Origin of the sequence: Streptomyces sp. NBC_00448 (assembly GCF_036014115.1) — a bacterium.
In the GTDB taxonomy this organism is placed as follows: domain Bacteria; phylum Actinomycetota; class Actinomycetes; order Streptomycetales; family Streptomycetaceae; genus Actinacidiphila.
On sequence record NZ_CP107913.1, the window covers coordinates 302,670 to 316,541 of the forward strand.

14 protein-coding genes are annotated in these 13,872 nt (G+C 74.2%); 6 read left to right on the forward strand and 8 right to left on the reverse strand.

What is annotated here, in order from left to right:
- The first annotated feature begins 76 nt into the window (after positions 1 to 76).
- Entirely contained in the window at positions 77 to 646 is a 570-nt protein-coding gene (locus OG370_RS01405; protein WP_328459698.1) for a histidine phosphatase family protein, read from the forward strand.
- A 214-nt stretch (positions 647 to 860) separates the two neighbouring features.
- On the opposite strand, the gene OG370_RS01410 is transcribed toward OG370_RS01405, so the two are convergent.
- Positions 861 to 1,457 carry a TetR/AcrR family transcriptional regulator gene (locus tag OG370_RS01410; protein ID WP_328459700.1) on the reverse strand — a complete coding sequence of 199 codons (597 nt, stop codon included), beginning with the start codon at positions 1,455 to 1,457 and terminating at the stop codon, positions 861 to 863.
- A gap of 110 nt (positions 1,458 to 1,567) precedes the next feature.
- Here OG370_RS01410 and OG370_RS01415 point away from each other — a divergent pair, with 110 nt between their 5' ends.
- Positions 1,568 to 2,587 carry an NADP-dependent oxidoreductase gene (locus OG370_RS01415; protein ID WP_328459702.1) on the forward strand — a complete coding sequence of 340 codons (1,020 nt, stop codon included), beginning with the start codon at positions 1,568 to 1,570 and terminating at the stop codon, positions 2,585 to 2,587.
- Positions 2,588 to 2,626: 39 nt separating this feature from the next.
- On the opposite strand, the gene OG370_RS01420 is transcribed toward OG370_RS01415, so the two are convergent.
- Positions 2,627 to 3,001: a nuclear transport factor 2 family protein gene (locus OG370_RS01420; RefSeq protein WP_328459704.1), complete on the reverse strand. Its 375-nt coding sequence runs from the start codon at positions 2,999 to 3,001 to the stop codon at positions 2,627 to 2,629.
- A 38-nt stretch (positions 3,002 to 3,039) separates the two neighbouring features.
- Here OG370_RS01420 and OG370_RS01425 point away from each other — a divergent pair, with 38 nt between their 5' ends.
- The gene (locus OG370_RS01425) at positions 3,040 to 3,624 is read left to right on the forward strand and encodes a TetR/AcrR family transcriptional regulator (RefSeq protein ID WP_328459706.1); all 585 of its coding nucleotides are present in this window, start codon (positions 3,040 to 3,042) and stop codon (positions 3,622 to 3,624) included.
- Positions 3,625 to 3,702: 78 nt separating this feature from the next.
- Here the strand turns inward: OG370_RS01425 and OG370_RS01430 are convergent, their stop codons facing one another.
- From OG370_RS01430 to OG370_RS01445, 4 genes are all read right to left on the reverse strand, one after another.
- Positions 3,703 to 4,386 (reverse strand): class I SAM-dependent methyltransferase, encoded by a 684-nt coding sequence (locus tag OG370_RS01430; protein ID WP_328459708.1) that lies wholly within the window; start codon positions 4,384 to 4,386, stop codon positions 3,703 to 3,705.
- Between the two features lie 159 nt (positions 4,387 to 4,545).
- Positions 4,546 to 5,694, reverse strand: coding sequence for an RICIN domain-containing protein (locus OG370_RS01435; protein WP_328459710.1), 1,149 nt, complete (start codon positions 5,692 to 5,694; stop codon positions 4,546 to 4,548).
- 429 nt (positions 5,695 to 6,123) lie between these two features.
- The gene (locus OG370_RS01440) at positions 6,124 to 6,675 is read right to left on the reverse strand and encodes a hypothetical protein (RefSeq protein ID WP_328459712.1); all 552 of its coding nucleotides are present in this window, start codon (positions 6,673 to 6,675) and stop codon (positions 6,124 to 6,126) included.
- Between the two features lie 138 nt (positions 6,676 to 6,813).
- Positions 6,814 to 7,665, reverse strand: coding sequence for a helix-turn-helix transcriptional regulator (locus OG370_RS01445; RefSeq protein ID WP_328459714.1), 852 nt, complete (start codon positions 7,663 to 7,665; stop codon positions 6,814 to 6,816).
- Between the two features lie 87 nt (positions 7,666 to 7,752).
- On the opposite strand from OG370_RS01445, the gene OG370_RS01450 reads away from it, so the two are divergent.
- Both OG370_RS01450 and OG370_RS01455 read left to right on the forward strand, forming a co-directional pair.
- On the forward strand, positions 7,753 to 8,592 hold the full coding sequence (locus OG370_RS01450; RefSeq protein WP_328459716.1) for an SDR family NAD(P)-dependent oxidoreductase: 840 nt from the start codon (positions 7,753 to 7,755) through the stop codon (positions 8,590 to 8,592).
- The gene (locus OG370_RS01455; RefSeq protein WP_328459718.1) at positions 8,520 to 9,614 is read left to right on the forward strand and encodes an NAD(P)-dependent oxidoreductase; all 1,095 of its coding nucleotides are present in this window, start codon (positions 8,520 to 8,522) and stop codon (positions 9,612 to 9,614) included. The genes OG370_RS01450 and OG370_RS01455 overlap by 73 nt, the downstream gene beginning before the upstream one ends.
- A gap of 117 nt (positions 9,615 to 9,731) precedes the next feature.
- Here the strand turns inward: OG370_RS01455 and OG370_RS01460 are convergent, their stop codons facing one another.
- On the reverse strand, positions 9,732 to 10,787 hold the full coding sequence (locus OG370_RS01460; RefSeq protein ID WP_328459720.1) for a medium chain dehydrogenase/reductase family protein: 1,056 nt from the start codon (positions 10,785 to 10,787) through the stop codon (positions 9,732 to 9,734).
- A gap of 103 nt (positions 10,788 to 10,890) precedes the next feature.
- Here OG370_RS01460 and OG370_RS01465 point away from each other — a divergent pair, with 103 nt between their 5' ends.
- Entirely contained in the window at positions 10,891 to 11,529 is a 639-nt protein-coding gene (locus OG370_RS01465; RefSeq protein WP_328459722.1) for a TetR/AcrR family transcriptional regulator, read from the forward strand.
- A gap of 42 nt (positions 11,530 to 11,571) precedes the next feature.
- Here the strand turns inward: OG370_RS01465 and OG370_RS01470 are convergent, their stop codons facing one another.
- On the reverse strand, positions 11,572 to 13,746 hold the full coding sequence (locus OG370_RS01470; RefSeq protein WP_328459724.1) for an ROK family protein: 2,175 nt from the start codon (positions 13,744 to 13,746) through the stop codon (positions 11,572 to 11,574).
- Positions 13,747 to 13,872: the final 126 nt, after the last annotated feature.

Below are 13,872 nucleotides of genomic sequence, written 5' to 3' on the forward strand. Positions count from 1 at the left end.
GTGCCGCCTTCGCACCAGCCAACGCCGCATCAGGCGACGTTCGCCCTGTCTTCGAGGTGAGATACGGTCCTCGGCCATGGGCCAGTTGGTATTGATCAGGCACGGCGAGACCGCGTGGAGCCGGACCGGGCAGCATGCCGGCCGCACCGACCTGCCGCTGACCGAGGCGGGCGAGGACTCGGCTCGTGCGCTCGCGCCTCGGTTGGCCGATCGGGAGTTCGCCGCCGTCCGCACCAGCCCGCTGACTCGCGCGGTTCGGACCGCCGAACTGGCCGGACTGAGGGGCGCGGAGCCCGACACCGACCTGATCGAGTGGGACTACGGCCGCTACGAGGGGCTGACCGCCGAGCAGATCCAGGAGCTCAAGCCCGGCTGGGAGCTGTGGCGCGACGGCGTCGACGGCGGCGAGGACGTCGGGCAGGTGACGGTGCGGGTCGATGCCTTCCTCGGCCGGGTCCGGCCGCTGCTGGACCAGGGCGACGTGGCCGTCGTCGCGCACGGCCACCTGTCACGCATCCTCACCGCGCGTTGGCTCAGGCTTGACGCGTCGGCCGGGCGGCAGTTCGGGCACCCGCATCCGGGCACGATCAACACGCTGGGTTACGAGCACGGGCTGCCGGTCGTGCTCGGTTGGAACGTGCCGTAATACCGGCTGTCCCCAGCCGGCCTGATCCGGCACCGGCTCGTCCTCGCGGCGAACGGCGGCGCCCTCGTGAACATCGCCGCGTCGGCGCCCGGTTCGACGTTTCTCACGCCTGAGCCCGGCCCGGCGCCCGGACCGGCCTGCGGGCCGACGGCCCGCCCCTCCCCCGGCGAACCCGGCGTCGTGTCGCGGGCGGCCGAACCCGCGGGTGAAGCGGTCAGCCGCGGCCCCGGGCGCTGCGTTCCCCCTCGGTCGCATCGCCGAGGCGCCCATCCGTCAGGATCGCCCCCGCGACCACGTCGAAGAGGCGATCGGCGCGGGGTGCGAGCGAGGGCTGGTCGCCGAGCCAGGCGAGCATGGCGATCAGCGCGAACAGGTCGGCGCCGTCGATGTCGCTCCGCGCCGTGCCCGCGGCCTGAGCACGGGTGAGGAGCCGCGCACCGGCCGCGCGCAGGGTGACGCAGGAGGCGTGGAGCGCGGACTCGGCGTCCTCGATGGCGGCCGCCATCAGCTCGGTCACGCCCCGGTACTCGGTCGCCCACACGACGCAGTCGCTCAGCCATGTGACGAGGGCGTCCTCGGGCGCGCTCGATGTCTCGAACGCGCCCGCCTTCGCCGTCAGTTCGTCGAAACTCGTGCGGAGCAGGGCGTCGAGCAGCGCCTCGCGGGTCGGGAAGTGCCGCAGCAGCGTCGCGAGCCCCACGTCGGCCCTGCGCGCGATGTCGCGCAGCGAGGCGTCGACGCCCTGCTCGGCGATGACGGTGCCCGCGACGGCGAGCACGTGGTCACGGTTCTTCCTGGCGTCCGCCCGCATCTGTCCCCTTGACTATCCGGATCAGTGGTCCATATATTCGGATCAGCGGTCCATTTATGTGGATCGCCGATCCGATTCAGCGTAGCCCGCAGCGCGAGCAGGAGAAAACGATGCCGACACACACGATGAGGGCGGTCCGGCTCCACGAGCACGGCGGCCCCGAGGTACTGCGCTACGACGAGGTGCCGATTCCCGTGCCGGGCCCGGGCGAGGTGCTCGTCCGCGTGCACGCGGCCGGCGTCAACCCGCCGGACTGGTACCTGCGCGGCGGGCTGACCACGATCCCCGGGGAGCCGGATTCGACGGTCAGCCTGCCGGTGGTTCCGGGCACGGACGTGTCGGGTGTCGTCGAGGCCGTCGCCGCCGACGTGGACCGCCTCGCCGTCGGCGACGAGGTCTTCGGCCTGCTGCGCTTTCCCAGCTTCGACGGCAGCGCCTACGCCGAGTACGTGGCCGCGCCCGCCTCGGACCTGGCCCGCAAGCCGGCCGGCGTCGACCACGTGCACGCCGCCGGGGCGCCGATGGCCGGACTCACCGCGTGGCAGTTCCTGATCGCACTCGGCCACGACCGCCCCTCACCCTTCCAGCCGGTGCCGCATCGCCCGGTCCCACTCGGCCCCGGCACGACGGTGCTCGTCAACGGCGCCGCCGGCGGCGTGGGCCACTTCGCGGTGCAACTGGCGAAGGGGAAGGGCGCCCACGTCATCGCGGTGGCCTCCGGCGCTCACGAGGCGTTCCTGGCCGAACTCGGCGCCGACCGGTTCATCGACTACACCAGGAGTCGCCCCGAGGAACTCGTGCACGGCGTCGACCTCGTCCTCGACACCGTGGGCGGCCCCGACAGCAGGCGCCTCCTGCGCACGCTCAAGCGCGGCGGCGCCCAGTTCCCCGTGTTCCCCGGGGACTTCGACGACGAGGAGGCCGCGAAGCTGGGGGTCGCGGTCTCCCTCGCCCAGGTCCGCTCGAACGGCGCGCAACTCGCCGAACTGGGGGACCTGCTGGACGCGGGCACGGTCCGCGTCGCGATCGACAGCACGTTCCCGCTGGCGGACGCGCGGGCCGCGCACGAGCGCGCCGCGCGAGGACACATCCAGGGCAAGATCGTGCTCACCGTCGCTCAGGATGCGTAGCCGCCCCACGCCTCCTCACGCCTCGGGGCCGGCCCCGCGCTACGCCGACGGCCGGCCCAGTTGACGGATGCGCCGCACCCTTCCGTCGTCGGCGACCTCGCCGATCAGCATCCACTCCATCACCACGGTCCCGAGCTTGCGGTGTTCGGCGCTGAGGCGGCAGCGTGCGGCGAACCGCCGCCCGTCGACGAGGAGTTCGTCGATCCGCATCCCGGTGGCGGTGACGTTCTTGCGGGCCGGTGCCGCGTGCGCGATCAACTGCTCGCGGGTGAGCTCCGTGCCGTCGGTGACCCAGACCGCGTCGCCGGTCAGGGTGCGATCCACGATCAGCGCGGGGTCCTCGTCGGACAGGGCGATGTCGCGGGTGTAGTCGATCAGGAGGCGGCGTGCCGCCCGTTCGGTTGTCTCTGACATGACTGCCATCCTTGGCGGGGCTGTTAGGGTTGTCAACCGTGTCAGAGATAAGGCGCCGCCGTCAGCGGGTGGAAGTCGGGCGCAACCGTGCCGCCGTGGTGTCGGCGGCGATCCGGGTGCTTGCCGAGCGTCCCGAGGCGAGCATGTCCGAGATCGCGTCCGAGGCCGGTGTGACGCGGCAGACCACGTACGTGCACTTCGGCACGCGCGAGGCGCTCCTTGCGGCGGTGCGCGACGAGTTGAGCCGCAGGGCGTTCGCGGTGCTGGAGGCCGCCGACCTCGAAGAGGGCACCGCCACCGCGGCGCTCGGCCGGTTCCTCGGCGCCGTCGGGACGCTCCTGGCCGAGCAGACGGCGCTCGGCCGGCCGGGCGGCGATCCGGACGCGGACGCCTCGCGCCACCTGCCGGTCGAGCAGCGCCTGGAGGCGCTGATCCGCCGTGGGCGCGAGGGCGGCGAGTTCACCACCGGCCTGGAGACCGGCTGGCTGGTCGCCGCCACGATCGCGCTCGGCCACGCCGCCGACCAGCAGATCCGCGCCGGCCGCCTGGACGCGCCGGCCGCGGCGGAGCAGTTCCGGTCGTCGGTGATGCGCCTGTACGAGGCAGGCGATCCCGGCCTCTGACCGTGACGAACGGCGCCCCCGCGTCAGGCGCCGGTCCCACCGCGGTACGGCCTTGGCCGCACCCGCCCCTTCTCCGCCTCACTCCCCCGTGTCACCTCGGCCGGCCGCGCGGTCGTCAACACGCGGCGGTTCCGCGACGCCGACGATGCTCCCGTCGAGGGTACGGACCTGGACCGACCAGCCCAGCGCGGTGAGGTCGTCCGTGAGGGTCCGGGCATCGTGGAAGACCTTCACGATGCGGTACTGGCTGCCGTCGTCGAGCCGGCGCAGCGCCGCCGGGGTCGGCTGGTCCGGCAGGACGTCCTCGTACGCCGCCGTGGCGGGGCCGTCATCGACGAAGACCGTCCGGCCGCCGGGCGCGAGTGCGGCGGCGACGATGTTCCAGAAGGCGGGCAGCCGCGCCGGCGGGACATGGGAGAGCCAGAAGGCGAAGAACACCGTGTCGTAGCGTCGCGGCGGCCGCCACGTGAACAGGTCGGCCTGGAGGAACTCGACCGAGGAGGAGGTGGTGCGCGCCCGGGCCAGGGCCAGCACTTCCGCTGACGCGTCGATGGCCGTCACCGAACGGGCCCGCGCGGCAAGGCCCGGGGTCCACCGGCCCGTCCCGCAGGCCAGTTCCAACACGTCCCCGGCGATCGGGAGTTCGTCGACGACCGTCAGCAACTCCCGCAGGGCTTCGTAGGTCGCGTACTGCCGGTCGTACTCGGCCGCGCCGGCCCGGTAGTAGACCCTCTGCTCCGCCAGAAGTGCGGTGTCGTCCATGGTGCGGGCTCCTCTCGACAGGGGCGCGGTCGAAGCCCTTCACGCCTGGCTCGCCGACTTGGTTCCACCGCCACTGTCGGCCTTCACCTTCGGGCAAGGTCGAGTACGGCCGAGGTCAAGCACCCGGAGGCGGCGGTCGCCAGGCCACGCCGGAGGGGCTCACTGGAAGCGCCAGCGGAAGTCGTCCTTCGGATTGGTGCCGCAGGGGTCCTGTTCGAGCCGGGCGTCCTCGCGGCCGGTGCCGACGCCGGGCACGTTGACGCACATACCGCTGCTGTAGTCGCGAAGCCAGTACGTGCCGTCCGGGCGCGGGTCCAGCCACCAGAGCTGGTTGTCGGCCTTCGTCCGGTTGCAGGCGAACTCCTCGATCTTCGTGCCGGCCGGCTCCGCGCCGTAGTTCGGCAGGTCCATGCACAGCCCGTCCTTGTGGTTCCGGATCACGAACAGGCTGGCGCCCTGCGGGCCACCGCTCCTGTACGCGACCTGAAGGTCCCACAACTGGTTGTCGCCGTCGGTGCCGTCGCAGTCGTACTGGTTGACCGGCCCGTCGCTCGTCCCGTCGCCGAAGCCGGGTACGTCGGCGCACAGGTGGGTGGTCACGTTGTCGATGAGCACCTTGCTCGCGCTGGAGGCGGCGTTCGCGCGGGCGCGGGCGGCGGCCGCGGTCGACACCTTCTTCTTCGGCGTCGACTTCGGCGTCGCCGTATGCTTCGGCGCGGATTTCCCGGAGGCCTTGCCGGTCGTTCCCGGGTGCGGGGTGCCGGCGGCGCGGTGCGGGTGCGCGGGCGGCTTCTTCGACGCGTGGGGCGACGCCTTCGCGGTGGGCGACGCGGTGCTGGTGACCGTGGCCGGCAGCGTCTGCGGGGTGTCGCCGTGCGGGTCGGCGGACGGGATGTCACGGGTCTGCGCGGCGGGGGCCGCGCCGTGGTGCTGCCAGGTGGTGACCGCGAACGGGAGCGTGGCGCCGATCGCCACGACCACGCCCACCGTGATCAGTACCGGCAGCGAGCGGGCCGCCGACCGCCGCCCGCCCTCCGGGCCCTGCCCGGAAGCACCGCCGGAAGCGCTGCCGCCCCCACCGCCGGAACCGCCCGCGGCGGGCTGCACGGACCCGGGCGGTTCCCCGGCGCCCGCCGTCCCCGCGGCGCCGCCGGTCGCGGTCCGCGCGGGTGCGGCCGGCGGGGGGCCGTCGGGCACCGAGGGCATCACGACCGCGCGGCGGACCACCACCGCCGGTGCGCTGTCGTCGTCCGGCTCCGGCCGGCTGCCGTCGGCGCCAGGGTCCCGCGGGGGCCGCGAGGTGGGCATGCGTCGTCTCCGTAAGGTTCCGTAAGGTCTCAGGTCGCCCGGCCGGGCCGTGCGGTGCGTACGCCCCGCGGACCGGCCGGTGAGGCGGTCCGGCGCTCCCGTCCCAGGCGCCATCCTCCACCACGCGGAAGCGGTTGGACCCGGGATCGGCCGAATTCCGTCGCGTACGGCCGCACTTGGGCGCGAACTGCCCCCGACCACCGTGCCGACGGGCCCGCGTGACACGCCCTTGCCGGACGATACGCCCAGGCCCGGCCCGGTCGATCATCGACCCCGGTCCGTCTCGTCGATCGCCGACCGCATCCCGTGACCGGCCGAGCAGCCCGAGGCCCCGTACGCGGCGGCGAAGCACCCACCGCCCGCCGGCTCCCGCGTCTACGCCGCCCGGCCGGCCCCCCTCCCCGTTCGGCCCGGCTGGGCTCACCGCGCTCATCGGTCGCCGAAGTACCTGGCCAGTCCGTAGGCGGCGAGCGCGGAGCAGCACAGGGTGGAGAGCCGCGCCAGGCCGAAGTCGTGCGTCCACGCCCTCCACAGGGCGCCGAAGTGGTGGAAGAAGACGTCCGTGACCGAGAGGCTGTGGCCGAGCCCGGCCGCCGTGTCGCCGGCGATCAGCGCGGCGCCGAACAGGCTCCCGAAGATCACCGCGCCGGCCGTGAGCAGCGCCGCCGCGAAGGGAAGCGCCACGACGCGCCCGCCGACCTCGCCGACGGTGACCCCCACCAGCGCGGCCATCACGAAGGCGCCGAAGTGGAACTCGACGCTGGTGCCGTGACGGTCGGTCAGCCCCCACAGCAGCCCGCCGTAGGCGAACGCCGCCACGACCGCCACGAGCACGCCCACCGCCAAACCGAGGCCGAGGTGGCTGCGTTCCACCGCGCCGGGCGGTGGCACGAAGCGGGCCGGAGTCTCCGGACGGTGGTAGCCCGGCGCGCCGAACGGGTTCCGGCCCCCGGCCGGCGGTGGCGGGTGGTCGACGCTCATGAAGAAGTCCCCCCAGGACGGTACGACGTGCGGGCGCCGCGTCACGTCGGCGAAGTGCGGGCGGTCGGCGACGAGCAGAGCCGTAATGTAGCAGGAGGGTACGACAATTCGGATCTGCGGCGACGGCGGAGGTACAGGTCAGCGCGGGACGTCCATGCGCTGCGTGCCGAGGACCGACAACAGCCGGAGCGCCTCCTCGGACGGCGAGCCGGGGGCGGCGGTGTAGATCACCACCTGCTGGTCGCGGTCGGTGATGTCGAGGACGTCGCAGTCGACGGTGACCGGGCCGACCGGCGAGTGCGGGAACGTCTTGCACAGGGTCGGTTCGACGGACACGTCGAGGGAGTCCCACAGCCGGCGGAACTCCTCGCTCCCGGCGAGGAGTTCGTCCACCAGCTCGGCCACTTCGGAGTCCTCCGGGTAGCGGGCGGCCGTCGCGCGCATGCGCTGCGCCGAGGAGCGCGCGAAGAGGTCCGCGTCGGACACCCCGTACAGCCGCAGCCCCTGCGGGTGCGGCCCGAGGAAGCACCTGCGCACGAGGTTGCGGTCGCGCCGCGGCAGCGCGGAGAAGTCCTCCATCAAGGCCGCCGCGAGATCGTTCCAGGCGAGGACCTCGCAGGTCGCGGACGTCACGATCGCCGCGGCCTGCGGCAGCCGGCGCAGCAGGTCGAGGATGCTCTGCCGCACCTCCCGGGCGGGGCCGGCCGGCCGCTGCGGCGGCGCGCCGGCGAGGTGGTGGAGGTGGTCGCGCTCGGCGTCCGACAGCCGCAGGGCCCGGACCAGCCCGGCCAGCACCTCGCGCGACGGCCACGGGCCGCGGGCCTGCTCCAGGCGCGTGTAGTACTCCGTCGAGATGAACGCCAGCTGCGCGACCTCCTCGCGGCGCAGCCCGGGGGTACGGCGGCGCTGCCCGGCCGGCAGCCCCACGTCGGCCGGGCCGATCCGCTCGCGCCTGCTGCGCAGGAAGTCGGCCAGTTCTCGTCGGTCCATGCGCCCAGTGTGGGCCGGGCCCGCACCGCGCAGCCAGGTACGGCCGGTGCCTGGATCGGCTCCGCGGCCGGACGCAGGCTCGTTCCCATGGACAACCTCATTCCCGTCGACGACACACCCACCACCGACGCATCCACCGCTTCCGCCACCGCCGCCGCTTCCGCGGACCGGGGCCTGCTGGCCGGCAAGGTCGCCTTCGTCAGCGGCGCCGGGCGCGGCATCGGCGCCGCCGCGGCCCGGCTCTTCGCCCGCGAGGGCGCCCGCGTGCTGCTGGCGGCCCGTACCGAGCACCAGCTCAAGGCCGTGACCGAGGAGGTCCGGGCGGCCGGCTGCACCGCGGAGTACGTGGTGTGCGACCTCGCCGACGCGGTGAGCGTACGGGCTGCCGTGGCGCGCGCCGTGGACCTCTACGGCCGGCTCGACGTCGCGTTCAACAACGGCGCGGTGATCCAGCGCCCGGGCCCGATGGACCGGCTGCCGGAGGACGACTTCGACCGCATCTACGAGGTGAACCTCAAGGGTGTCTGGCTGGCCATGGTCGCCGAGGTCCAGGCCATCCGGGCCACCGCCGGGACGGGGGCCATCGTCAACAACTCGTCCGTCGGCAGCCTGATGGGCAACCCGGAGCTGCCGGCCTACGGCGCGATGAAGCGGGCGGTCAACAGCCTCACCGAGTCGGCCGCCGTGACCTACGGCCCGGAGGGCATCCGCGTCAACGCCATCGCCCCGGGCACCACCATGACCGAGATGATCCGCGCGTGGGAGGCGGACTCCCCCGGCATCGTGGACCGCACCAGGTCCGCCACTCCCCTGCGCCGGCCGGCCGAGCCCGACGAGATCGCCCAGGCCGCCGCGTGGCTGCTCAGCGACCGCTCCTCCTTCGTGACCGGCACGGTCCTGCGCGTCGACGGCGGCGCCCGCACCTGAGCGGGCGGGACGGGCCGCAGCCGTCGAACACCCCGAGCCGGCGGCGGGGACCGCCGCGCGGCACCTGCGCCGCAGGCGTTCGCCAGGACGTCCGCGGGGTCCGGGAGGAGCATGGACAGGAAGGGAATCCGCGGGCAAGGGAGCCTTCCATGTCGCAGAGCACGACACTCACCGTCCTGGGAGCCGGCGCGCTCGGCGCGGCGATGGCGACGCGGCTCGGACAGACCGGGCACGAGGTACGGCTGTGGAACCGCACGTCGGAGAAGGCGAGCGCGGCGGCGGAACATGCAGAGGGGGTCACGGCGGTGGAGGACCTGGGCGACGCGGTCGCCGGCGCGTCCGTCGTCTTCACCGTGCTCCGTGACGGCGCGGCGGTCGCGGAGGTCATGTCGGCCGCCTTCGCCAGGCTCGCCGACGACGCCGTGTGGGTGCAGGCCAGCACGGTGGGTCCGCGCGGCGCCACCGACCTGGCCGGCCTGGCGCGCGACCACGGTGTCGCGTACCTCGACGCGCCGGTCTCGGGAAGCACCGATCCCGCCCTGCGGGGCACGCTGATCTGGCTCGTCGCCGGCTCCGAGGACGTCCTCGCGCGGGCTCGTCCCGTCCTCGACGACCTCGGCTCGTCCGTGCTGCACGTGGGCACGGGGGCCGAGGGCAGCGCCGTCAAACTCGCGGTCAACGCCTGGATGGCAGCCTCGACGGTGGCCATGAGCGACGTCCTGGCACTGTGCGACGCGCTCGGCGTCGACCATGCGGCCCTGGTCCGCGCGCTGGAGGCGGGTCCGCTGGCGATGCCGTACGCACTGCAGAAGATCGGCGCGATGGACGACGAGTCGTACGCGCCCGGGTTCGGGGTGCGGCTGGCCTTGAAGGACATCGACCTGGCGGCGTCGGCGGACGTCCCCAGTTCCCTGTTCCAGGCGGTGCGGGACCGGCTGGAGCAGACCGTCGCGGCCGGGCACGGCAAGGACGACCTCGCCGCCGTCGACTACCGGAGGCAGAAGCGGTCGTCGGCCGCCTGACGCCCACGAGGAGCGGACCGACCGACGGGACGTCACCGAGAGGACGCGGCCACGGGAACGCCCCGGCGGGCGGGCCGCGGCGCCCGGCCGGCGCAGGCTCGCCCGCCCGGCTCCGGCTCACGACCCGTTCGCGTCGGGCACGATGACGACCTTCCCGGCGACGGTGCGCGACTCGGCGAGGGCCAGCGCCGAGGCGGCCTCGGACAGCGGGAAGCGCGCGGCGACCTGCGGCGCGAGGACGCCGTCGGCCAGCAGCCGCAGCACCTGCGTGAGGTCCTCGCCCAGCCGGCGCCGGAAGTCCGCGAGACGGCGCCGGCCGGCCCAGAAGTTGTAGAAGTGCGCGCTCTTGCCGTTGGGCAGGTAGTTCCACAGCGTCAGGCGCGCGAACAGCTTAAGCACCGGCAGTCGGGAGTTGCCGCCGCTGTCCTTCGTGGCCGCGGTGCCGTAGGAGACCAGCGTGCCGCCGCGGCGCAGCAGCCGCCACGACCGCGCCGCACCGGGGCCGCCAACGTGGTCGAACACCGCGTCCACGCCGCCGGGCGCGAGGTCCCTGATCCGCCGGTACATGTCGGGGTCGTGGTAGTCGACAGGTTCCGCGCCCAACTGCCGCACGGCGTCGTGGTGGCGCGCGGACGCCGTTCCGATCACCGCGATCCCGGCGTGCCGGGCGAGTTGGACGAGCGTGGAGCCGACACCGCCGTTGGCGCCCAGCACCACGACGGTTCCGCCGGGGCGGACCTTCGCCGTACGGTGCAGCATCTGCCAGGCGGTGATGCCGTTGACCACCACGGTCTCGGCGGCGGCCGGGTCCACGCCGTCCGGGACGGGCACCAGGTCGGCGGCGTCGATGAGCAGGCGGCTGGCCCACGCACCGGTCTTGGTGACCGCCGCGAACCGCCGCCCCACCAGGCCGGCGTCCACGTCGGACCCCACCGCCTCGACGGTGCCGACCACGTCGTAGCCGGGCACGAACGGGAACGGCGGCTGGTCGTAGTACTTGCCGCGGCGCATCTGCTGCTCGGCGAACGAGACCCCGGTGGCGTCCATGCGCAGGACGGCCTGGCCGACGGCGGGCGCCGCGAGCACGCGGGCGGTGACCTCCAGCCCCTCCGGCTCGACCTTGCCCGGCAGGACGACCTCGGTGGCGGCCTCGGCGACCGTGCTGCTGCCCATGGCGTGCCCTCTCCTCGATGACCTAACACTGGTAAGGCTACGCATGTGAGGCGTGGGATCGCAAGACTCACACCCATAAGCTTTGCTGTGTAAGGTGAGGGCTATGGAAGACGACACGGCCATACCCGCCCGCGTCCGCAACCGGCGCGGGCAGGGCGCGCGGCTGCGCGAGGAGATCGTGGCGGCGGCGGTGGACCTGCTCGACGAGACCGGCGCGGCCAACGCCGTCACGTTGCGCTCGGTCGCTCGCCGCGTCGGCATCGCCGCCCCGTCGATCTACCGGCACTTCCCGGACCAGCCGGCCATCATGCTGGCGGTGGTCCGCGAGGCCTTCGCGGAGCTGGACCGGGAGTTGCGCGGCGCCGTGGACACCGCGGGCGGCTCGCCCCGGCAGCGGCTGACGGCCCTGTGCGACGGCTACCTCGACTTCGCCCGGACCCGCCCGGGGCGCTACCGGGCCATGTTCGGAGGGCTGTGGAGGCCGGATCTGGAGGGGAGTTCGGTGCGCGAGGAGGACATGGCCGCGCTCGGCCGGCCGAGCGTCGAACTGCTCACCGACACCCTCGCGGCGTGCGTCGCGGCGGGCTCCGCGACCAGCACCGACGTGCCCGCCGACGCGGTCGCGCTGTGGCTCGGCCTGCACGGTCTGGCCCACCAGCGGTCGGCGTCCCCCTCGTTCCCCTGGCCGCCGGACATCGCCGAGCGCGTCGTCACCGCGCTCGCGCACTTCACCGACGCCTGATCCCGCCTGCCGGAACCGCCCGGCCGGGCACTCCGCCGTACGTCACGCTCCTGACGGGCCGCGGCCGGGCTGCGCGGAGTGGGTGTGCAGGCGCGGTGCGAACGTGGTGTGGAAGACGCCCGCCGCCGCTCCGACGGCCGCCGCCGCGTCGCCGAGCGTCGAGTACACCACCCGCACCTGCCGTACCCGCCGCGCGACCGGCAGGCGGTTGACGGCCGCCGAGATCTCCGTGAGGTAGAGCTCCGCGACCTGCGGCGGCACCGCGGGGCCGCCGACGACGATGAGGTCGATGTCGTACAGCTCCGTCATCGCGACCGCGCCGCGGGCCACCACGCGGGCCACCCGCCGGATCGCCTCCGCGGCCCGCTCGTCGCCGTCCGCCGCGGCCGCGCACACGGCCGCGTGCGCGCCGGTGTGCGGCAGCGCCAGGCCGGCTTCGGCGGCCGCGGCGACCACCGCGGACATGGTCGCGCACTCGGGCACCATCCGGGGGTCGCCCTCCGGGGTGAGCCGGTCCGCCGCGTAGGCGGTCATCACACCGAACTCGCCGGCGTTGCCCGAGGCCCCGCGGAAGACGTCCCCGTTGAGGAACGCGCCGCTGCCCGCACCGGCGCCCAGGTACAGGTAGGCGAAGTCGCCCGAGCTCTCGGCCGCGCCCAGCCACCGCTCGCCCACCGTGGCCGCCGTCGCGTCCTTCTCCAGCAGGACCGGCAGTTCGAGTTCACGGCTGAGCCAGGCGCGCAGCGGCACCTCGTCCCAGCCCTCGAACAGCGGCGGGTCGAGCAGCATCCCGGCGTTGACGTCGAGCGGTCCGGGCGCCGCCACACCGACGCCGAGCAGGTTCTCCGCGAGCGCGCCGACCGTCTCGACGGCCGCGCGGGCCATGTCCCCGATCCGGGCCACGCACCACTCCGGTGCGCTCGGCCGGGGCAGCGCCAACTGGCGGCGGTCGCGGACGTTCCCGCACAGGTCGACCAGGACCAGGGTGATCACCTCCGGGTCCACGTGCAGACCGATCGCGCACGCCGCGTCGGGGCGCAGCCGCAGCGGGACCCGTGGCTTGCCCCTGCTCGCCATCCGCCGCTCGTCCTCGGCGAGCAGACCCGTGGTCAGCAGGTTGCGGGTGATCCGGGACACCGCCTGGGGGGTGAGCCCGGTGCGTTCGGCGATCTCCACCCGGCTCAGCGCCCCGGACACGCGGATCGCCTCGATCACGAGCTTCTCGTTGAACGATCCCAGCGTGAACTGGTCGAACGCGCGGTGCGTGGCCCTGGCCGGCGGCGCCTCGGCCGCGCTCCCCGAACGGAACCACCGGAACGGCTCGGTGGCGGGCGCGCCCGCGTGCACGCGGGTCGCCTCCGCGAGCGAGTCGAGCGCCGCACGGGCCCGGTGCGGCTGGTAGCGCAGCTCGAGTTGGGCCACCACGCTCACCGTGGCGGCCCATCCCATCGACGCCGAGGCCGTGTGGCGCACGACGCCCGGCGGCAGCGGCTGCACGTCCGCGGTGTCGCCCCAGAGCAGCACATGGACAATACGACCGGGCAACATCCTTACCAGCTCGTCGAGTTGCGGCGGCGTGCCGGGGGGCACCGCACCGTCCTCGGCGCGCATCTGGGCCCGGCGCAGGCTCACGGTCATGGCCGCGTAACGCCGGCGCCGCTCCTCGCCGCCCGCCTGCACCGTGTCGAGCTGCTCGGGCCGGTCCGTCTCCGCGACGGCCAGCCCGGCCGCGCCCTGACCGGCCGCCCACACCCCCAGCAGCTCCGGCCGGTGGCAGCTGAGCGGTCCCCGCGCGGGCAGGTGCAACGGCCCCTCGGGGGCGCCCGGGTGCGCGCCCCAGCGCTGCCACACCTTCCCGAGCGAGGTGTGCGAGACGCCGAGGAGTTCGGCGAGGGCCCGTGCCGACCACTCCCGCAGCGGAGCGGGCGGCCCCGCGAGGGTGGCGGCCACCGCGTCGGCCTCGTCGATACGGTGCGGCCGGCCGCTGCGGGGCTGGTGTTCCAGGCCCGCCAGCCCGCTCTGCGCGTAGCGCTGCCGCCAGGCCATCACGGTCGGGCGCGACACCCCCAGCCGGCGCGCGCTCTCCGTCACGGAGACACCCGCGGCCGCGTCGCGCACGATGCCGACCCGGACGGCACGCTCCGCTCCCCCCTCCGCCCAAACGGCGAGTTCAGCGAGCTGACGGTCGGTCAGAGCGACGTCCGCGGGCCGTTGCACGATGCGCTTACCTCCTTTTGTAAAAGTACTTATTGGCCGACAGCATGCCCGGCTGGCCAGAGAAAGTCTTTCACTTCGCCGATCGGGGCACTCCGGCCGCCACCAGCAAGAACGCGCTTTCTACGA

What these genes read in the sequence shown, in the direction of transcription:
- OG370_RS01405 (WP_328459698.1), top strand. Translation starts at nt 77, where the DNA reads ATGGGCCAGTTGGTATTGATCAGGCACGGCGAGACCGCGTGGAGCCGG.
- OG370_RS01410 (WP_328459700.1), bottom strand. Translation starts at nt 1,457, where the DNA reads ATGCGGGCGGACGCCAGGAAGAACCGTGACCACGTGCTCGCCGTCGCG.
- OG370_RS01415 (WP_328459702.1), top strand. Translation starts at nt 1,568, where the DNA reads ATGCCGACACACACGATGAGGGCGGTCCGGCTCCACGAGCACGGCGGC.
- OG370_RS01420 (WP_328459704.1), bottom strand. Translation starts at nt 3,001, where the DNA reads ATGTCAGAGACAACCGAACGGGCGGCACGCCGCCTCCTGATCGACTAC.
- OG370_RS01430 (WP_328459708.1), bottom strand. Translation starts at nt 4,386, where the DNA reads ATGGACGACACCGCACTTCTGGCGGAGCAGAGGGTCTACTACCGGGCC.
- OG370_RS01435 (WP_328459710.1), bottom strand. Translation starts at nt 5,694, where the DNA reads ATGCCCACCTCGCGGCCCCCGCGGGACCCTGGCGCCGACGGCAGCCGG.
- OG370_RS01440 (WP_328459712.1), bottom strand. Translation starts at nt 6,675, where the DNA reads ATGAGCGTCGACCACCCGCCACCGCCGGCCGGGGGCCGGAACCCGTTC.
- OG370_RS01445 (WP_328459714.1), bottom strand. Translation starts at nt 7,665, where the DNA reads ATGGACCGACGAGAACTGGCCGACTTCCTGCGCAGCAGGCGCGAGCGG.
- OG370_RS01450 (WP_328459716.1), top strand. Translation starts at nt 7,753, where the DNA reads ATGGACAACCTCATTCCCGTCGACGACACACCCACCACCGACGCATCC.
- OG370_RS01460 (WP_328459720.1), bottom strand. Translation starts at nt 10,787, where the DNA reads ATGGGCAGCAGCACGGTCGCCGAGGCCGCCACCGAGGTCGTCCTGCCG.
- OG370_RS01465 (WP_328459722.1), top strand. Translation starts at nt 10,891, where the DNA reads ATGGAAGACGACACGGCCATACCCGCCCGCGTCCGCAACCGGCGCGGG.